Source organism: Bradyrhizobium sp. CCBAU 51627, from assembly GCF_028128765.1.
Classification (GTDB): Bacteria; Pseudomonadota; Alphaproteobacteria; order Rhizobiales; family Xanthobacteraceae; genus Bradyrhizobium.
The window spans coordinates 1-21,568 of the sequence record NZ_LBJG01000013.1 but is presented as its reverse complement, the minus strand read 5'-3'; the positions used below and the strand labels follow the sequence as shown (position 1 = coordinate 21,568).

General features: G+C 62.4%; 8 protein-coding genes. 5 read left to right on the top strand and 3 right to left on the bottom strand.

Annotated features, from left to right (window positions below):
• Positions 1-205: 205 nt before the first annotated feature.
• Together XH88_RS07550 and XH88_RS07545 are read right to left on the bottom strand one after the other, a co-directional pair.
• Positions 206-1,387, bottom strand: coding sequence for a CgeB family protein (locus XH88_RS07550; RefSeq protein ID WP_271614783.1), 1,182 nt, complete (start codon positions 1,385-1,387; stop codon positions 206-208).
• A gap of 174 nt (positions 1,388-1,561) precedes the next feature.
• A complete protein-coding gene (locus XH88_RS07545) occupies positions 1,562-1,864 on the bottom strand; it encodes a hypothetical protein (protein ID WP_271614782.1) in 303 nt (100 codons plus the stop codon).
• A gap of 203 nt (positions 1,865-2,067) precedes the next feature.
• Between XH88_RS07545 and XH88_RS07540 the strand changes: the two genes are divergently transcribed.
• The 3 genes from XH88_RS07540 to XH88_RS07530 all read left to right on the top strand — a co-directional run bounded on the left by XH88_RS07540 (position 2,068) and on the right by XH88_RS07530 (position 8,762).
• The gene (locus XH88_RS07540) at positions 2,068-4,944 is read left to right on the top strand and encodes a M10 family metallopeptidase (RefSeq protein WP_271614781.1); all 2,877 of its coding nucleotides are present in this window, start codon (positions 2,068-2,070) and stop codon (positions 4,942-4,944) included.
• Between the two features lie 262 nt (positions 4,945-5,206).
• Entirely contained in the window at positions 5,207-7,351 is a 2,145-nt protein-coding gene (locus XH88_RS07535; RefSeq protein ID WP_271614780.1) for a type I secretion system permease/ATPase, read from the top strand.
• Positions 7,335-8,762: an HlyD family type I secretion periplasmic adaptor subunit gene (locus tag XH88_RS07530; protein ID WP_271614779.1), complete on the top strand. Its 1,428-nt coding sequence runs from the start codon at positions 7,335-7,337 to the stop codon at positions 8,760-8,762. The genes XH88_RS07535 and XH88_RS07530 overlap by 17 nt, the downstream gene beginning before the upstream one ends.
• Before the next feature lie 32 nt (positions 8,763-8,794).
• On the opposite strand, the gene XH88_RS07525 is transcribed toward XH88_RS07530, so the two are convergent.
• A complete protein-coding gene (locus XH88_RS07525; protein ID WP_271614778.1) occupies positions 8,795-9,598 on the bottom strand; it encodes an FkbM family methyltransferase in 804 nt (267 codons plus the stop codon).
• 150 nt (positions 9,599-9,748) lie between these two features.
• On the opposite strand from XH88_RS07525, the gene XH88_RS07520 reads away from it, so the two are divergent.
• Both XH88_RS07520 and XH88_RS07515 read left to right on the top strand, forming a co-directional pair.
• Entirely contained in the window at positions 9,749-11,101 is a 1,353-nt protein-coding gene (locus XH88_RS07520; RefSeq protein WP_271614777.1) for an autotransporter strand-loop-strand O-heptosyltransferase, read from the top strand.
• Positions 11,102-11,125: 24 nt separating this feature from the next.
• A partial coding sequence (locus XH88_RS07515) for a hypothetical protein (RefSeq protein WP_271614776.1) occupies positions 11,126-21,568 on the top strand: 10,443 nt, incomplete at its 3' end.

Sequence of the window (21,568 nt, the reverse complement as noted above, 5' to 3'; positions counted from 1 at the left end):
TTGCAAGCAGTGATCTTAACGGCAAAGGCTTCAGCCAGATGTTGTCCCGAGCATCTCGCCAATTCCGCTTTACCGGACCTGAGGCAGTCTTAACAAGGTCCAGTGTCGACAGCACAGCGTCTTCGGGGCGAAAAAGACGGGCTCTGGCTGGTCCTGCTCCCCGAGTTGAGTGCCGAGGGCGGATCCGGTCACGCTAACCTCGGGTTCAGCCGAAGCATCCAAGAATCTGTTCGACGCGCCGACGAAAGGTGTGGGCAGCGAACGTCTTGGTCTGGCCCGCCTGAGCAATGGCTACACGCGTTGCCTCGTCGGCGAGATAATGGTCGATCATGGCAAGGCAGTCTTTGGGATCGCGCCATGCCGCGACCTCGCGCTGAGGTGCAAACAGGGTATGCAGATTGTCCTTGAAGTCGGTGAGCAGGAATGTGCCGACGCCGGTCGCTTCGAACAGTCGCGCATTGCCGGCGTCGCTGCCAGCCATGTCGATGTGCGAGTTGAGCGTGATGCGGGAGGCGCGCAGCGCTTGGTACATCGCCGCGCCCCACACCTCGCCCTGATGGCAGCGGTGCAGTGGTGAGGAGGCGGGAAGAGTGTGCAGGCCGCTGCCGAACAGTTTCAGATCATAGCGACGCGCCACCGCCTCAAGCTGAGCGACGCGGCGCTGGTGATCCGCCGACACTGCACCGACGAAGGTAACGTCGAACTGCTGTGGTGGCGGAGGCGGCAAGACGTCGAGAATTGCGGGCTCGAAGGCAAGATGCACCAACTCGGCGCGGGCGCCATGCCCGCGGAAGAATTCCACGACGGACCTCATCTGAGAGATCATGAGATCGTAGACCGACCAGTCCTCGCCGCGTGGCGGAGATATTCCGGTTTGGCCAATCAGAATTGGACGGCCGATCTGCTTGATGCGGCGCGCGAGGCGGGTGTCGATGTGAAATAGATCCTGATTGAGGACGAGATCGGGCTTGAAGTCCTCGATCTGCGCCAGCAGGATCTGTTCCGCTTCCGTGTCGAGACGGGGGCTCAACCCAACTTTGCGCGCGAGCGGCCTCAACATCGGCTTCAACGGAGCCACTGCGCGCTGCACCCAGCCCGGAACGGCGTCTCGCGCTGGGGGCGTGCCGGGTGGGGGCGGGGCGGAGAGAGCAAGGCCGTGCTCACGCGCCCATGCTGCCCGCATCCATGCATTATTGACGTGGATGTCCATTGCCGCATGCCCGAGGCCGGCGAAATTGCGGGAGTAGAAGTCCGCAACGCCGAATAGGCTGGCGTTTCGTGCGGCCATCTGCGCCGCGTAAGACTCGTTCTCAAGACCCGGCCGTTGTCTATAGAGCCAGGTGAGAAAGCGCGGATAGTCGGCGTTCAAAATGAGCACACGCATCATTCAGGGCCTTTAGGGGAACTTTGAAGGATTGGATAGCAGAGCGGCGAACGAAACAAAAAGGTTGTGTCGAGTCTGCCTGTTCCGCGCGAGGCGAGCAGGTGGCAAGCCAAGAAAAGCTACCCAGGAAGTCTTGGGGGCCAGGAGGTTTTGGGGTCCAGGAAGTTTTGGGGTCGATCAGCGCGACAACCGCTTCAGCTCCGCGCGCGCTTTCTCGGCCAGCGGGTCGTCGCCATGGCGGGCGATGAACAGCTCGAACGCCTCCGCCGTCCCCTTCCGGCGGGCGAGCTCGTATTCTTCCGCAACCGCGACCGAAGGGTCACGGGCTGGGGGAACCGTGGGCGCGCGCCGCGCCTTGCTGCCATCGTCCGCGTTGGCTTTTCCGACCATGAGAGGCAGTCCTCCGGGGGGCAGGCTATCCGGCCCTGAAAGCGCCATCAGGGCGCCGGCCAAGCCTAAGCAGATCAGGTGGAGTTTCATGATTTCCTTTGCAAATCGCGACGGGCAGGCGGAACCCCGCGTGGGTCATCCCGATCCGTATGATTACCGGATTTGATGCTTAACACGGTCTTGCGAAAGAGGTCGGGTCGCTTCGCCCCATTTAAACCAAACGTTTGTTTCTCAAGGTAGAATCAGGTGCCCATCCCCCGAATCGAACGGGGCCTGCTGCTCGGAGATTCCCTTTGGCGACCGCTGTCAACGTCAGTGCCACAAACAATGCAGACATCGACGGCCTGCTGGCGGGCACCAAATGGTCCGGCACGATCAGCTATAGCTTCCCCACCTCGTCCGCGATTTATGCCTATCCCTATTCCGGCGGCGACAGTGAGCCGACCACGTCAGGCTTTTCGGCCGCGCCGAGCCAGATGCAGATGGCGATCAACTACGCCATTGCGCTGATCGAGAGCTTCACCAACGCCAGCATTACCTATAACGGCACCGGCTCTTCCGACATCATGATCGCGCAGTCGCCGGTCGCCAATCCGACGTCCTACGCCTACTACCCCGGCAATTACGCGGCCGCCGGCGACGTCTGGTTTGGCACGGAAAACGACTACACGCAGGCGCAGCTCGGCAATTACTATTTCACGACCGCGCTGCACGAGCTCGGTCATGCCTTCGGCCTCAAGCACAGCCAGGAGACCGGCGGCGTCGCCAATGTCGCGGTGCCGACCGCCCATGACGACAGCGAATACACCGTCATGAGCTATCGCAGCTATGTCGGTGGTCCGGTCACCGGCTACACGAATGAGGCCTACGGATATCCGCAGACCTACATGGCCAATGATATCCTCGCGCTCCAGACGCTGTATGGCGCGAATTACAACACCCAGAGCGGCAACACTGTCTACACCTGGAGCCCTACGACGGGGCAGGAGTTCATCAACGGCATCGGCCAGCTCGCGCCGGGCGGCGGCGCCGGCGGTTCGGCGAACCGCATCTACGAGACCGTCTGGGACGGCGGCGGCATCGATACCTACGACCTGTCGAACTACACGACCGACCTAACGATCAATCTCAATCCCGGCGCCTCGTCGGTGTTCTCCATGACACAGCTGGCCTATCTCGGCGACGGCCACTACGCGTCCGGCAACGTCTACAATGCCTATCTTTACAATGGCGACACGCGCTCGCTGATCGACAATGCGACCGGTGGTTCCGGCAACGACACCATCATCGGCAACGCCATTGCCAACGTGCTGAAAGGCGGCGGCGGCAACGATACGATCACGGGCGGCGGCGGCAACGACACCATCGATGGTGGTTCCGGCACCGACACGGCGGTGTATTCGGGCAATCGGGCGAATTACGCGGTTGCGTACAATTCGGCGACTCAAACCTACACCATTGCCGATCAGCGTGCCGGCTCACCTGACGGTACCGATACCGTCACGAACGTCGAGAATTTCCAGTTCGCCGACGGTGTTGTTGCAAGTACGGCGATCTTGGGGCCGCTCGTGACGGCTCCGGATTTCACAGCGACGCATAACCAGAACATCGCGGCTTCAACCCTCTTCACGGCGAGCGATCCGAATGGCTACACGATCACGGAATATCACTTCTGGGACTCGACCGCCGACCCCAGCAGTGGCCATTTCGTGGTCGGCGGGGTTGCGCAAGGGACCAACCAGAGCATCGACGTCTTGGCATCGCAGCTTGCCAGCACGACGTTCCAGTCCGGGTCCGGGTCAGACGATCTCTGGGTGCAGGCCTTCGACGGTACATATTGGAGCGCCTGGAAGGAGTTTCATGTCAATGCACCGGTGGACCAGGCGCCAGTCGTGAGCGCTTCCGACTACACGGCGACACACAATCAGAACATCGCAGCTTCATCCCTCTTCACGGTGAGCGATGCGGAAGGCGATCCGATCACGGCCTATCACTTCTGGGACTCGACCTCCGATCCGAGCAGCGGCCATTTCGTGGTCGGCGGGGTTGCGCAGGGGACCAATCAGAATATCAACGTCTCGGCCGCGCAACTCTCCAGCACGACGTTCCAGTCCGGGTCCGGGTCAGACGATCTCTGGGTGCAGGCCTTCGATGGAACGGTCTGGGGCGCCTGGAAAGAGTTTCATGTCAACGCACCGGTGGACCAGGCGCCGGTCGTGAGCGCATCCGATTACACGGCGACACACAACCAGAACATCGCAGCTTCATCCCTCTTCACGGTGAGCGATGCGGAAGGCGATCCGGTCACGGCCTATCATTTCTGGGACTCGACCTCCGATCCGAGCAGTGGCCATTTCGTGGTCGGCGGGGTTGCGCAAGGGGCCAATCAGAATATCGACGTCTCGGCCGCGCAACTCTCCAGCACGACGTTCCAGTCCGCATCCGGGTCAGACGATCTCTGGGTGCAGGCCTTCGATGGTACGAGTTGGGGCGCCTGGAAAGAGTTTCATGTCAATGCACCGGTGGACCAGGCGCCAGTCGTGAGCGCGTCCGATTACACGGCGACACATTACCAAAACATCGCAGCTTCATCCCTCTTCACGGTGAGCGATGCGGAAGGCGATCCGATTACGGCCTATCATTTCTGGGACTCGACCTCCGATCCGAGCAGCGGCCATTTCGTGGTCGGCGGGGTTGCGCAGGGGATGAATCAGAATATCAACGTCTCGGCCGCGCAACTCTCCAGCACGACGTTCCAGTCCGGGTCCGGGTCAGACGATCTCTGGGTGCAGGCCTTCGATGGAACGGTCTGGGGCGCCTGGAAAGAGTTTCATGTCAACGCACCGCTGGACCATGCGCCGGTCGTGAGCGCGTCCGATTACACGGCGACACACAACCAGAACATCGCAACTTCATCCCTCTTCACAGTGAGCGATGCGGAAGGCGATCCGGTCACGGCCTATCATTTCTGGGACTCGACCTCCGATCCGAGCAGCGGCCATTTCGTGGTCGGCGGGGTCGCGCAAGGGGCCAATCAGAATATCAACGTCTCGGCCGCGCAACTCTCCAGCACGACGTTCCAGTCCGGGACCGTGTCGGACGATCTCTGGGTGCAGGCCTTTGACGGCACTCTCTGGGGCGCCTGGAAAGAGTTTCACGTGCTGGTTTGATCGAGAGGCTGCCCGGGAGCTGGTGGCTGAGATACTCCGCGCAATGATGGCCATCGGTCGGTGGCGTGTACCGCCGGCTGAGGCCGGTGCGGGGAGCGGCCATCTCGCCAGATGGCAATAGATTTGTCGGCTAGTTCAATCGCGACACTTTACGAAAAGTCGCTCAACGCCTAGGCTATGGTTTCGGCCCGGGGCGATTTGCACTGCGGTCGTTCTTTTTTGCTCAAGTCTGCCAATAGTTAATTTGTACGTTGAATACTGAATGAGTGAACAATCGGGGACTCTCAGAACGGTCGATAGCGGCCTCGCAAGCCTCGTGCTCCTGTTGCGCTTTCACGGCATTGCGGCGGACCCCGATCAGATCAGCCATCATTTCGGTACCGGAGATTTTAGCGCCACCGAGATGTTGCGATATGCAAAGCTGCGGGGCATCAAGGCGCGCCAGGTGCGGGGCGACTGGTCGAGGTTGCTGAAGACGCCACTCCCCGCGATTGCTTTTCTCCGCGACGGAGGCCATCTGCTCCTTGCAAAGGCTGGCGAAGACCAGATTCTCGTCCAACATCCCCTGGCTCCCCGCCCCGAGCTGAAAACGAGAGCCGAGCTCGAAGCGGTGTGGGACGGACGCATGATCCTGATGAGCCGTCGTGCCAGTCTCGTGGACTTGTCCCGCCGGTTCGATTTTTCGTGGTTTCTCGGTGCCGTTCACAAATATCGCTACCTGTTTCTGGAGGTCCTGACCGCCTCGTTCTTTCTTCAGCTGTTTGCGCTGGTCTCGCCCTTTTTCTTCCAGGTTGTCGTTGACAAGGTGCTGGTCAACCGGACCCTGAGTACGCTCGACGTCCTCACGATCGGCTTGCTTGGGATCGCCATATTCGAGACGGCACTCGGCATCCTGAGGACTTATCTATTCTCTCATACGACGAACCGCGTCGACGTCGAACTGGGGGCGCGCCTCTTCCGCCATCTGCTGGCGCTTCCGATCTCCTACTTCCAGGCGCGTCGCGTCGGCGACTCAGTTGCACGCGTGCGCGAGCTTGAAAGCATCCGCAACTTCCTGACCAGTTCGGCCCTGACGCTCGTTGTCGACATGGTCTTCACGGTGGTGTTCATCGCCGTCATGTTCTTCTACTCGCCTCTGCTGAGCTGGATTGTCGTTGGGTCCTTCCCGCTCTACGTCGGTATTTCAGCCGGCGTGACCCCCTTGTTTCAACGACGGCTCGATGAAAAATTTCAGCGCGGCGCGGAGAATCAGTCCTTCCTGGTCGAGAGCGTGACCGGGGTCGAAACGATCAAGGCGATGGCGCTGGAGCCGCAAATGCAGCGGCGCTGGGAAGAGCAGCTCGCAGGTTACGTTGCGGCAAGCTTTCGGGTGCTCAGCCTGTCCAACACGGCGAGTCAGACCGTGCAGTTTGTCAGCAAGGTTGTGACTGCTGCTATTCTTTATTTCGGAGCGAGATTGGTCATCGACGGAAGCCTCACGGTCGGCGAGCTGGTCGCATTCAACATGTTGTCGGCGCGGGTAAGCGCACCTGTTCTGAGGCTGGCGCAGATCTGGCAAGACTTCCATCAGGCGCGTCTGTCGGTCGCGCGGCTGGGCGACATTCTGAATACCCCGGCAGAACCAACGTTCAATCCCGGCCGGGCCGTGCCGCCTCCGATAAGGGGCCAGATCACTCTGGAACACGTCTCGTTCCGCTACCGCGTGGATGGACCCGAGGTGCTTCACGACATCTCCCTCAACATTCCGGCCGGCCAGGTCGTAGGGATCGTCGGGCCGTCGGGATCGGGCAAGAGTACGTTCACGAAGCTCATCCAGCGGCTCTACGTGCCGGAGCACGGCAGAATCCTGGTGGATGGTATTGACCTCGCATTGATCGATCCGTCCTGGCTTCGGCGGCAGGTTGGCGTAGTGCTGCAGGAGAACGTGTTGTTCAACCGCTCGGTCCGGGAGAATATCGCTTTGGCCAATCCGGCGGCTCCCATCGAGGAGATCATCGCTGCCGCCCAATTGGCCGGTGCACACGAATTCATTCTCGAGCTGCCGGAGGGCTACGACACCATCGTCGGCGAGCGCGGCAGCAGCCTCTCGGGAGGACAGCGCCAGCGGATCGCGATCGCGCGCGCGCTCATCACCAACCCTCGCATCCTGATTTTCGACGAGGCGACGAGCGCGCTGGACTACGAAAGCGAGAGGATCATCCAGGACAATATGAGCCGCATCGTCCGCGGCAGGACCGTTTTCGTCATTGCGCACCGATTGTCCGCGGTGCGGCGCACGGACCGCATCATCACCATCGATCGCGGACGCCTGGTGGAGCAGGGGACCCACGAGGAACTGGTGAAGACGGGCGGTCGATACGCGTCCCTCTATCGTTTGCAGACCGGCATCCATGAAATCGGCTCCTAAAGCAGCCGCTGCTCAGCGGTCGATCGGCAGGCGCGACAGGAACGAACTCGCCTTCCTGCCGGCCGCGCTCGAGATCGTGGAGACGCCACCTTCGCCGACAGCCCGAGCATCCGGAGCTGTTGTGATGTTGTTCTTCTGCGCTGCGCTCGCGTGGGCCGCCCTTGGCAAGATCGATATCATCGCCTCGGCGACCGGCAAGATCGTTCCAGGGGATCGCGTCAAGCTGATCCAGCCCCTAGAGATTGGCGTCGTGCGCAGCATCCGCGTCCGGGATGGCCAGACCGTCAAGGCCGGCGAGGTACTTGTCGAACTCGATCCGACGGTGAACGAGGCTGAACTGCAGCATCTGCGTAGCGATCTCCTCGCGGCCTCCCTTGACGTTTCCCGCAACCGGGCGGCCCTGGCCGGAAACACCGATCTCCTTGATGATTTGCCGGAGGGCACGCCCTCCGCTTTGATCGATATGCACCGGGAATTCCTGCGGAGCCAGGAAGCGGAGCAGCGCGCGAAGCTGGCCGAACTGGAGCGCCAAAGGGCCCAGAAAGAGGCAGAACGCAACACCATCGAAGCCAGCTTGGCCAAGACGGAAGCATTGATACCGGTGCTCCAGGAACGGGTCAGCGTTCGAAAATATCTGGCGGACAAGGAGTTGGGATCGAAGCTGCAATATTTGACGGAGCTTCAGGAGCTCATTGGGCTCCAACACGATCTCCTGGTGCAGCGTAGCAGACTCGACGAGGCAAAGGAGGCCGCCGCCGCGCTGGACGAGACCCGCTCGAAGGTCGCATCGGAATATCGCCACCATCTGTTCGACGATCTGGCGAAGGCGACACAAAAGGTCGCGAGCCTCAGCGAAGACGTGCTGAAGAGCGAGCACCGGACCAACCTTCAAACCCTGACCGCTCCAATCGACGGCGTCGTGCAGCAGCTCGCAATTCATACGATCGGGGGGGTCGTCACGCCGGCGCAGACGCTCGCGGTGATCGTGCCCACGGACGATCACGTCGAAATCGAAGCGGCGATTTCGAATCGCGACATCGGTTTCGTGCACGCCGGCCAGGAAGCCCAGATCAAGATCGATACGTTCAACTTCACGCGTTACGGCCTGCTGCATGGCAAGATCCTCAGCGTGTCTTCCGATTCCGTTGTGCGGGAGAAGAAGGATAGTGCCCTCGATGCGTCTGCTTCTACCGGGGCTGCAAACACCAGCAGCGAGCCGAGAGGGCAGGAACTGCTGTACGTCGCCCGCGTCTCGCTCGATCAGACCACGATGATGGTCGAGGACAGGGAGATGAAGCTGTTTCCTGGAATGGCCGTCACCGCCGAAATCAAGACCGGCTCGCGGACCATCATCAGCTATTTGTTGTCGCCGCTAGTACGCTACAGGCAGGGAGCTTTGCGGGAAAGATAGAGGTGACCTGCAATCGGAGATGTCGGTTGTCTTCAAGACGTTGAGCGGGGCTCGACGTGCGAAAGGCTCGGGTCGGTCTGATGGATGGCCAGACAGTTCTGCCCCGCGTCGTAGGTCCGATACCCGTACGAACTCAGCTTTTCGACCAGCTTGCCCTTGTCCGTCTTGATGAACTCAGCATGGATGATGGGATGATGGTGCTCTATCGTCCTGGCAGCCCCCTCCAGCACGCTCAATTCCATGCCTTCGACGTCGATCTTGATCAGATCGCAGCGCTTTATGGCTAGCGAATCCAGCGTGACCATGGGTGTCTCAACCCCGGTGCTTTCGGTGTAGTCGATCGACTGGCCGATCTCCTCGGTGCGAGGGCGCCGCCTGATCTCCAGGCTGCCGAAACTGGCAGGTATCTGGTGACTTAGGGCCGGCACCACTATTGACCCGACCTCCGACGAGACCACCGCATGCACCGCCCTCGCGTTGAAGCAGTTGTTGATCGCAACATTGCCGGCAAGCGCGTAGTAGACCCGCTCCTGGGCTTCGATGGCGATCACCGAACCCCAGCCGTCCATGTGCTTGGCCCATTCGATTGTGTGAACGCCGATATTTGCCCCGCAGTCGATCGCAACCACGCCATCGCCGCTGTAGGTTCTTCGCAGTGCAAGAAGGCCCTTCGTCAGATCGACCTCGGTGACATCGAAGGCGCCGTGCTCAAGGATCTGGATTCCAACGCCGAAGATGTGTTCGCTCGCTGTGTGATAGTCCAGCCGGTTGACAATTAGCGGGCCGTGAGCCGACGCGGCGATCACAAATGGGATCTTGCTTGGATTGCGGCTCATCGTTTCATCTTCTTTATGTCGGCGGGGTCCGGAGCGGCCGCGAGTAGATGTACCCGCCAAGGTTTTCGTCTGTTGACGAGGTTGTCAATCTCGCTTACCGTCTAGTTACCATTTCAGGCGTTTTTTATTTTTTTCGGGCGGGGGATTTTCGTGAATGCGATTGCTGTCGCGCCGGTGATCGGGCTGAAGCGCTCGACCGACCATGTGCCGGACCAACCCAGAGTAATCGTTGACCGTTCGGTCTCCGTCGCAGCGGTCAAGCCGGAGGCTGTAGCATCAGATGGCGACGCGCCGAAGCGTGCCTATCCCGCGCCTGCGTCGACGCCAACACAGACCGCGCCGAATGGCGTGCGCTTCGATTTCAACGACGGCGCCCGGATCGTCTGTCCCCAGGGCGAACATCCCTGGCAGGTGAAGATCCGCGATCTAGACACGGGCAATATCCTGTTCGAGACCGAGTTCGCCGGTGGTTACGTGAACAGCAGCAAACGCTACTACGTTCGCTTTGGCGTCGAGGTCTCGCATCAGGGCGAGAAAATCATTCAGCACGAATATTCGGCAAAGGACCGCGAGGTCCTGATTCAATTCCCGGTCGGCACGCTCGGCGATCCGATGGGATGGTTTCCTTATGCGGTGAGGTTCAAGGAGAAGCACGGCTGCAAGCTGAGCTGCGCGATGGGCGCGCCGCTGATCACGCTGTTCAAGAACGCCTATCCGGACATCGAGTTTGTCACGCATGAGGACGTCAAGCCGGAGCGCTATTACGCGACCTACAGCATCGGCCTGTTCTTCGACGACAAGGATTGCGTGTTTCAGCCAACCGATTTTCGCCACGTCGGCCTGCATCGCACCGCGGGCTACATTCTCGGGGTCGATCCGACCGAACAGGCGCCGCGCATTGTTATCGAAAACGATTCGCGTCCGATCGAAGAACCTTATGTCTGCATCGCCGTGCAGAGTACGACGCAGAGCAAGTACTGGAATAACCCGCACGGCTGGCGCGAGGTCATCGCCTTCCTGAAGGAGGCAGGCTATCGCGTGATCTGCATCGACCAAAAGCCGACCCACGGTACGCAGTTGATCTGGAATCACATTCCGAACGGGGTCGAGGACGAGACCGGCGACAAGCCGCTCTCCGAGCGCTTTCGCTATCTCAAGCATGCCGACTTCTTTATCGGGCTTTCGAGCGGATTGTCATGGCTCGCCTGGGCGTCCGGCACTCCGGTCCTGATGATCAGCGGCTTCACGCACCCGACAAATGAGTTCGATACACCCTATCGCGTCATCAACTTTCACGCCTGCAACAGCTGCTGGAATGATCCGCGCGTGCGCTTTGACCACAAGGATTTCCTGTGGTGCCCGCGCCACGCCAACACGCCGCGGCAATTTGAGTGCACCCGGCTCATCACAGCCGATCACGTGAAGCAGGTGATTCAGCGAATGCCCGGATTTCCGGCCCGCCCAAAAGAAGTGTCAAAGACCATTGAGGGCAAATCATTTTAATCTAGCCTTAGGGGCGGGCAAGCAATGACGACGATTTCCAGCGGCACGACCGCGCACGTCTCTTCGAGCACCGACACGGGCGATATCGTGCTGTTCGGCGGCACCTTGGACGTCGACAATGGCGGCGTCGTGTCACAGACGGTGGCGTCGGGTGGCTTTGTCAACGTCAATTCCGGTGGAGCCGCGGTTTCAACAACGTTGACCGGCGCCAGCGGCGGCTTCGGCATCATGAACGTGTCATCCGGCGGGTCGATCTCGAATACCGCGATCGGCAGTCAGGGCGCGGTCAATCTGTATGCCGGTGGGACCGCAACAGCCACGACTGTCAGCGGTGGCGGCTTCTTCGGTGTCGGGCAGGACATACCGGGCGACCCGACCGCATCGTCCGGCGGCAGCGCCACGGGCACGACCATTGCCGGCGGCTTCGTGGAGGTCGCGAATGGAGGTCAGGCCGTCTCGACGACGGTGAGCGGTGGTGGCGGATTCTTCGGAAACTTGACGGTTTCCTCGGGCGGCTCCGTTACGAGCACCACGATCGGCACGTCCGCCGGCGTGTTTCTGCTCTCGGGCGGCACCGCCGTGCAGACGACTGTGTCGGGAGGTTCTCTCAATCTCTCCATGGGAGCGTCGACGAATTCGGTGACGATCTCCAGCGGTGGCGCGACTGTTTCCTCGGGCGCTTCCATCTCGAACACGACTGTCGACAGCTCCGGTTTCCTCAACGTGCTGAGCGGCGGCGCCGCTGTGAACACAACGGTCAACAGCGGCGGCTTCTTCGATCTCGGCGTGGCGCCGTTCAACGGCAACCCTGGATCCGCGGGGGGCACCGCCACCGGCACCATTCTTTCCGGTGGCGGCGAGTTCATTTCGAGCGGCGGCGTCGATTCCGGTGCCACCATTCTGACCCACGGCGGTCAAACCGTTTTTGCCGGAGGCACCAGCCTTTCCGCCACGGTCACCGGATCGACCGGGTCCGGCAACTTCCTCGGGATCCTGGCGTTGTCCGGTGGCTCCGCCATTGCGCCGACGATATCGAGCGGCGGCCAACTCGCCATCTATGGCGGCGGCACCGTTACCGGTGAAAACATCCTCAGCGGCGGCCTGTTATTCATCGGCAGCGGCGGTTCCTACACCGTATCTTCCGGTCATACCGTGTCAGCCGTCGGCGTGGCCACTGGCGGTTCGCTGATCATCTCATCCGGAGGCTGGGGCAGCGGAACAAGCTTCAACTCCTCGGCCGGGACCACCGACATCTACAACGTCGACAGCGGAACGGTCACGGTCCTCTCGGGTGGCCAACTCGATCATCTCGTCGTTAGGAGCGGCGGCGTTCTGAACGTCTACGGCACGGTGCTGAGCAACATCGGCATCTCCGCGGGTGGCGTCGAGAACGTGATGTCGGGAGGATTTGTCAGCGGTGCTCCTGGCTCGGGCACCGGAGTATCGGCCGGCGGCGTTCTGAACCTGTCGGCCGGTGGCACCCTGGCGCGTATGGCGGTGTCGAGTGGCGGCGTGGCAAATATCGCCGGACTCGTCACCAACAACCAAGCGATTCTGTCGGGGGGCATCGAGAATGTTCTGTCCGGCGGCGTCGTGACCGGCATCCCCAACAGCGGAACGGGCGTTTCCGGCGGCACCCTGAACGTGCTGTCCGGCGCTTCGCTTGACCATGCCTCGATCCAGAGCGGCGGCGTGATCAATATCAGCGGCGGCGCCACCGCGCACAACCTCTCGTTCTCCGGAACGGGCACGCTCAATCTCGCAGGCTCGATTACCTCGGGCGCTGTCACCTCGAGTGGCACCACGTCAGGCCTGACATTCGCGGGGGCGGGCGTCGAGAACATCCTATCGGGCGGTCTCGATATCGGCGCGGTCGTCGACAGTGGCGGCCAGCAGATCATCTTCAACCACGGTGCGACCTCGAACACGCAAATCAACTCCGGCGGCACGGTCACGATTTCGGGCGGCGGCCTGCTCGACCTCAACGGCGGCGCGACCGAATCCGGGTCGGTGATCTTTGCCAATCCCGGCGGCAAGCTCGAGATCGATGGCACCGCGATGCCGGCAACGGTGATCTCCGGCTTTGCCACCGGAGACAAGATTGATCTCGCGGGTTTCAGCCCGGCGCAAATCATCAGCGTCGGCATCGTCGGCAGCCAGTTGCAGATCGTAACCACCAATTCCGGAACGCTCGACCTGCAGCTCAACCCTGCGGACACGTTCACGGGCCAATGGACCACCGTGGCCGACGGCGGCGGCACCGACATCCTCTTCACGGTGAGCGGTGCCGGCATCACGACAGTCTCGTCCGGTCAGACGAGCAGCGGACTTGCCATCAGCGCTGGCCAGACGCTTAACGTTCTGTCCGGCGGTACGGCGACCGCCACAACCTTGAGTGGTGGCACCGAGAACGTGTTCGGAACGGAGGGGGGCGGGACCGTCTCGAGCGGCGGCGTGCTCAACGTCGATGCCGGCGGTGTCGTGCATGATCTGTTGCTGTCGAATGGCGCCACACTCAATCTCGCAGGCACGGTGACGTCGAGCGCGACAGTGTTCTCCGGTGCCGTTGAAAACATTCTTAACGGTGGTGTGGCCGGTGGCGTTCCCAGTTCAGGCACCAAGATTTCCGGCGGCACGGTCAATGTCTCGTCGGGCGGCTCGATCCATCATGTGACGGTCTTCAGCGGCGGCACGCTGAACGTGTCGGCGGGCGGCATGGTGCTCAGCAACACCGCGATCTCCAGCGGCGGCTTCGAGGACGTCCTGTCGGGCGGTGTGATCAGCGGCGCCAGCGGCTCCGGCACCGGCATTTCCGGCGGGACGCTCAGTCTCGAAGCCGGCGGCACCGCCGCGTTTGTCGGCGTATCTTCGGGCGGTGTCTTCAACGTCCGTGGCACCGTGCAGAGCAATGTTTCTGTGCTTTCCGGTGGTCTCGAGATCATTTCGTCGGGCGGCGTTCAAACCGGTGTGCCAGGTAGCGGCACCGGCATTTCCGGCGGCACGGTCAGCGTGACGTCGGGCGGCGAGTTCGACCACTTCACGATTTCCAGCGGCACGGTCAACGTCGACAATGGCGGCGTCATTCACGACTTCACTGTGAGCAGCGGCACGCTCAACCTTGCCGGTTTCCAGCTCAGCAACGCCACCATCTCTACCGGCGGCACCGAAAACATCACCGCGGGCGGAAGTGCCAGCAGCTTCGCTGTCTCCGGCGGTACCTTGAACGTTCTGTCGAGCGGCACCGCTGCGTCCTTTACGCTCTTCAGCGGTGGATCGGCCACTGTCTCGGCCGGCGGCACCGTTCACGACCTCACCGTCTCGAGCGGCGCCACGCTCGGTGTTCTCGGCACCGCGACCAGCGACGTTTTCGTCGCCAGCGGCGGCACGTTGAATGTCTCGTCGGGCGGCACCGTATCGGGAACGATCAATTTCGCCTTCGGCTTCCCGAACGATGGCGTGAATGGCACCATGAACGCCTCGGCTGGCGCGATCGTGGGTACGGTCACGGTCAATTCGGGCGGCACCCTCAACGTGCTCTCCGGCGCCACCGCGCATGATGTCGACGTCTTCTTCGGCGCGACGCTCAACGTTGCCGGCACCACGACCAGCAACAACGGAATCATGGGTGGGCTCGAGATCGTCTCGAGCGGCGGCGTCGCCGGTGGAACGGCCATCAACGGCGGTGAACTCGACATTCTCTCCGGCGGCTCGGCGAACCAGGTCAATGTCCAGGGCGGCCTGCTGAAGCTGTTCGGTGGCGCTACCGCCACCAACGTGAACGTGAACCAGTTCGCAAGCGTCGAACTCCTCAGCGGTGCGAATGCCAGTGCGCTGAACGGTGCCTTCTTGGCCGTCGGTGCCAATCTCGGTGTTGGCCCTGGCGCCGTATTGAGCGGATATACCGCCGGGAACGGCATAAACATCCACGTAGTCTCCGGCGGCGAGACCTCGGCCAACACGCTGTTGTCGGGTAACTTCGAAGGCGTGTTCAGCGGGGGGACGGCGCTCAACGAAACCGTCAATGGCGGCGCCGTCATCTTCCTCGGCGGCTTTTCGCCGTTCGGGAGCGGGTCCCTTGCGGGCGGCACGGCCAGCAATATCCTGCTGAACGGGGCTGCGATGCTTGTCAGCTCCGGTGGTCTCGCGGTTTCGACCACGGTGTCTGGAGACGGCGGCGGCCATTTTGGCAACCTTACAGTCAGCTCCGGCGGCAGAGTCTCCGCAACCTTGGTCGGTAACTCCGGCAGCCTCAATGTGTGGAGCGCCGGGTCCGCCACCAGCACGACAGTTCTGAGCGGCGGCTTAATCTCTCTCGGCGGTGGTCTGCCGTCTTCGGCTGGCGGCAGCGCCACCGGCACAATCCTATCGTCGGGTGCTACCGAGTTCGTTTCGAGCGGCGGCGTCGATTCCGGCGCCAGGATTCTGTCCGGCGCCAGCCAGTGGGTGGTCGCCGGCGGCATCGTGAGCGCTGCGAACATCTCCGCCGGAGGCACGGTAAACATTTCCGGCGGCATCCTGGATCTCGCGGGTGGTTCGAGCGAAGCCGGGTCGGTGATATTCCAGGGCACCGGCGGCAAGCTCATGATCGACGGCACCGTGATGCCGACGACCACGATCTATGGCTTAGCCGACGGCGACACGATCGACCTTGCGGGCATCAACATGTCCGATGTCACCAGTGTCGGCATCGCCAATGGCAACGTGCTGCAGATCACGACCAGCGCTCACGGCACGCTCTCGCTGCAGCTCGATCCTGGCCAGACGTTCTCCGAATCGTTCGGGCGCAGTGCAGACGGTAGTGGGACTGATCTGTTCCTCGTTGGCAGCGGCGGTGCCAACATCGTCGTGAGCACCGGCCAGACCAGCACGGGTCTCTTCATCAGCTCCGGCCAGACGATGCTGGTGCAGTCCGGCGGTACGGCCAGCAGCACCGTGCTCAGGGGAGGATTCGAGACCAATAGCGGCACTACGATCAGCACGCTTGTTTCGAACGGCGGACAGGAGCAGGTCGCCTCCGGCGGAGTTGCTTCGGGCGCGAGCATCCTTTCGGGCGGTGCTGAGACGGTTCTTTCCGGTGGAACGATCTCCAACGCAGTAATCCAGTCCACCGGCTACATGGGCCTCGGTTGGGACACGGGCAGCGGCGTCGTGGCAGGCGGTACCGCCAGTGGAACGACGATCTCCGGCGGAGGGCTCAATGTCTTCTCCAAGGGCCTTGCGGTCTCGACCACCGTCAACGGCGGTGGTGGAAACTTCGGCAACCTGAGCATTTCGGCGGGCGGTTCCGCATTGAGCACCACTGTCGCCGGCTCCGGCACGCTGAGTGTTTCAAGCGGCGGCATCGCGACCAGCACGCATGTGTCGGGCGGCGGCTTCCTTGCGATCGGTGCCGGCGGCTCGGCGGTTTCGAATACGATCTCCGGCGTGCTCAGCAGTGGCGGCGGCACTTTTGTCTCGTCGGGCGGCTCGATTTCAGCAACCATCATCGGGACCTCCGGCTCCCTCAATGTGTTGAGCGGCGGCAGCGCCAGCAACACCACCGTCCTCAGCGGTGGTTTCCTCGATCTTGGCGTGGGTCCGTTTGGGAGTCAGGCGGGATCGGCTGGCGGCAGCGCCACCGGGACGATTCTGTCTGGCGGCGTCGAGGTGATTTCGAGCGGCGGCGTCGACACCGGCGCCCAGATTCTGTCCGGCGGCGGCCAGACGGTCTCGTCCGGCGGCCTCAGCGTGTCCGCGACGGCCTCCGGTGCCACCGGCTCCGGCACCATGGCGATCCTGACCGTCTCTGGCGGCAGCGCAGCCAATGCCACGATCGGCAGCGGCGGCCAGCTCGCGATCTTTGCCGGCGGCATCGTGACGGGCGAAAACATCCTGAGCGGCGGCCAGATCTTCCTCGGCAGCGGCGGCGCGTACACCGTGTCGGCCGGCAACACCAGCGCGCACGATATCTTCGTGTCCAAAGGCGGATCGCTGGTCGTCAGCGGCACCGTGCTCAGCCATGTCAACGTCCAGTCCGGCGGTGTCGAGACCATTGCCGCAGGGGGGTGGACGAGCGGCACCAACGTCAATTCCGTCGGGTCGGGCGTCAACAATTTCACCGTCGACAGCGGCACCATCAACATCCTTGCTGGTGGCCAAGCCGACCACATTGTCGTCAGCAGCGGCGGCGTGCTGAACGTCGCCGGTACGACGCTGAGCAATGTCGGCATCTCGGCGGGCGGCATCGAGAATGTGTTGTCTGGTGGCTTGATCAGCGGTGTTTCGGGTTCGGGCACCGGCATCTCTGCGGGCGCCGTGCTGAATATCTCGGCTGGCGGGTCGGCCGCATTCTTCGCCGTGTCGAGTGGCGGCGCGGCCAATGTTCTCTCGGGCGGCACGGTGCTGCGCAACGTCGCCGTGTATTCCGGCGGCGTCGAGACGGTATCGTCTGGCGGCATCGTCACTGGTTTGTCCGGCAACGGTACCGGCATTTCAGGCGGCGTGGTCAATGTGCTCTCGGGCGGCGCGATCGATCATGTCGGCATGCTGAGCGGCGGCATCCTGAACGTCAGCGGCGGCGCAACCGCGCACAACGTGGTCGTTTCCTCGGGCGGCATCCTCAATCTCGCTGGCACCGTAACGACCAGCGGCTTTGTGTCCTCGACCGGCGTCGAGAACGTGCTCGCGGGCGGCGTCGATATCGGCACCACCGTCTCGGGTGGCGGCCAGGTCACGGTCTTCACGGGCGGCGCAACATCGAACACCCAGCTTCTCTCCGGCGGAACCGTCACGATTTCCGGCGGCGTGGCCGATCTCAACGGCGGCGCGACGGAGGCCGGCTCGGTTGTCTTTGCAGGCAGCGGCGGCAAGCTCGTCATAGACGGCACAACAATGCCCTCGACGGTCATCTCCGGCTTTACCAGCAACGGGATTGTCGACCTCACCGGTATCGCATTGTCGGAAATCACCAGCGTCGGGCTGGGCGCCGGGAACGTTCTGCAAATCGCCACAAATGATTTCGGAACGCTCAACCTGCTGTTCAATCCGTCACAGACCTTTACCCAGCGGTTCGCTGGCGTCGCCGACGGCTCGGGTACCGATCTTGTGCTCGTCGACAGCTCCACCATCTTTGTGAGCAGCGGCCAGACCTCGTCGGGCTTCGTGCTCAATTCGGGCCAGACCCTCAACGTGCTCTCCGGCGGAACGGCTATCGGCACGACCTTGAAGGGTGGCACCGAGAACGTAGCCGGGACCGAGCAGAGCGCCACCGTCAGCGGCGGCACGCTCAACATCAATTCGGGCGGCATCGGGCATGACCTTACCGTATCGAACGGCGGTACGCTCAATGTGAACTCATCGGGGACGGTGACCAGTAACACGACTGTCCTTGCTGGTGGCGTCGAAAACATCAACTTCGGTGGCAGTGCGACCGGACCTTCCGGTTCAGGCACCAAGATTTCCGGCGGCACGGTCAATGTTTCTTCGGGCGGCTCGCTCGATCACGTGACGGTCTTCAACGGCGGTACGCTGAATGTGTCAGCGGGCGGCAACGTCCTCAGCAATACCGCGATCTCCAGCGGCGGTGTTGAGAACGTCCTGTCGGGCGGCGTGATCGGCGGCGCCGCCGGCTCCGGCACCGGCGTTTCTGGCGGCACCCTGAACCTGCAGGCTGGCGGCATCGCGTCGTTTGTGGGCGTGTCTTCCGGCGGTATCTTCAACGTGCGCGGGACGGTAGCGAGCGCGGTTGCGATCGTCAGCGGTGGCCTCGAGATCATCTCGTCTGGCGGCGTGCACTCGGGCGCGGTCGGCAGCGGGACAGGTGTGTCTGCCGGTGGCACCGTCAGCGTGTTGTCGGGTGGTCAGTTCGAGTTCTTCACGGTGTCGAGCGGCGGCAATGTCGTCGCCAGCAACGGCGCGGTGATCCACGATTTCCTCGTCAGCAGCGGCGGCACGATCAATCTTGCCGGCTCCCTGGTCAGCAACGCCACGATCTTCACCGGAGGCACAGAGAACATCCTGTCCGGCGGCGTGGCGCAGAATTTCCTCGTGTCCGGCGGCACGCTCAATGTCTCATCGGGTGGTGCGGCCAGCAACTTCGCGGTCAGCGGTGGCACGGTGAATGTGTCGGCCGGCGGCACAGCTTCGGACTTCATCTCGAGTGGTGTCGAGAACGTTTCCTCCGGTGGCCAGACGTCATTCGACACCGTGCTTAGCGGCGGTGTAGTGAATGTGTCGTCAGGTGCGACGGCTCACGATGTGACGCTGTCCGGCGGTGTGATGAATGTTGGCGGTATCGTCACCAGCAACGTCTTCATTTCGAGCGGTGGTGTCGAAACGGTGCTCGCGGGCGGACTGATCTCGGCGTCCTCGAACGGGGTCGGGACCACGGTCAATTCGAGCGGCACGCTTAATGTCTTCGGCGTCACCTCCAATACCGTGGTGATTTCCAGCGGCGGTGTTGAGAATGTCTCCTCCGGTGGCGTCATTCAGGGGACTATCAGCGGCGCGGCCGGTACGGGAACGTTCGTGGCCGCGGGCGGAACATTGAACGTGCTATCGGGCGGTACCGCCAGCATGCTCAATGTGTCGGGAACGCTGAACGTACTGGGCAAGGTTGCCAGCAACGTCACCATTCAAAGCGGTGGCCTTGAGATCGTTTCGTCGGGTGGTGTCGTTAGCGGTGCCAGCGGTTCGGGGACCGGGATCTCGGGTACGGTCAACGTTCTATCCGGCGGCGCGTTTGAATATGCGGCCATCTTCAGTGGCGGCAACCTGAATGTTTCAGCGGGGGCGACGGCCGACCACATCACCGTGTCGAACGGTGGCACCTTCACCGTCGCCGGCACGGTTTTGAGCAACGTTGCCGTTAACATTGGCGGCGTCGAGAACGTACTGTCCGGAGGCATCGTCACCGGCGCGAGCGGCTCGGGAACCGGCATTTCCGGCGGCACCGTGAACGTGTCGGCTGGAGGTGAAATCGACCACACGACCGTCAGCAGCGGCGGTATCTTGAACCTCTCGTCCGGGGCGACCGCCTTCAACATCAGTGTTTCGAGCGGCGGCGCTCTCAATGTTGCCGGTGCGGTCACTAGCAATCAGGCGGTGTTTGCCGGCGGCACGGAGGTCGTGTCCTCCGGCGGCACCATCGGGGCGGTGACGCTCTCGGGTGGCACGCTCGAGTTGAAGGCCGGAAGTGTCACGAGCGGCGGTATCACGTTCAGTGGCTCCGGTGGTCAACTCAAGATCGACGGCACTTCGTTGGCCGGCACGACCATCAGCGGTCTGGTGCTGGGCGACAGCATCGATCTTGCTGGCCTCAATTTCGTATCGGGTGGGTCGGCGACCTTGCAGGCCGGCAACATCCTGCATGTCACCGAGGGGGCTTCCTCCTTTGATCTGCAGCTTGACTCGACTCCCAGCGTGCGGTTCAGCGTGAGTGCGGATTCCGGCACCGGAACGCTGGTCACGACGGGGGCCGATCACGCGCCGGTTACGTCGGCATCGAACATTCAGGCGACATTCGGGCAGACCTCGGCTGCGGCATCGAGCCTGTTCACGGTCTCCGACGTCGACGGTGACCCGATCACGACCTATGCCTTCTGGGATGACAACACCAACGGGCACTGGGTGGTGAACGGGGTGGCGCAGGCCGCTGGCGTCGAGATCGATGTCGCGGCGGCGAACCTTTCTCAGGTGAGCTACGTGTTCGGTCCCACCGGCTCACCGGCGGACACGGTCTACGTGCGGGCGAACGACGGCACGCTTTGGGGGGCCTGGAAATCGTTTACGGCGAAGGCGTTTGTCGACACGCCGCCGACGGTCGTCGCGAGCAACGTGACGGCGGTCCACGGCCAAACGTCGGTCGCGGCCTCCAGCCTGTTCACGGTTTCGGATCCCGATCCCGACACCATGACCCAGTATGCATTCTGGGACGATGGAACGGGCGGTCATTGGGCTGTGAATGGGGTGGCGCAGCCGGCCGGCACCGAGATCGATGTGTCCGCAGCGAACCTCTCGCAGGTGACCTACGTGTTCGGTCCGACTGGATCCGCTCCTGAAACGGTCTACATACGAGCCAACGACGGTACATTGTGGGGCTCCTGGAAGTCGTTCACCGCAACGCCCGGGCCCGACGCCGCGCCGGTGGTATCCGCGAACAATGTCACGGCAACGCATGGTCAGTTGTCGATCGCGGCATCGAGCTTGTTCTCGGTCAGCGATGCGGACGCCGGCGACACCGTCGCGCAATACGCCTTCTGGGACACCGGTGGCAACGGTCACTGGGTGGTGAACGGGGTGGCGCAGGCGGCCAGCACCGAGATCGATGTCGCAGCGGCGAACCTCGGCCAGGTGAGCTATGTGTTCGGTCCAAGTGGGTCGGCCCCTGATACGCTTTACGTGCGGGCGAACGACGGCAGCCTGTGGAGTGCGTGGAAGTCGTTCACGGCGACGCCGGGCTCGGATACTGCGCCGGTGGTGTCGGCCAAC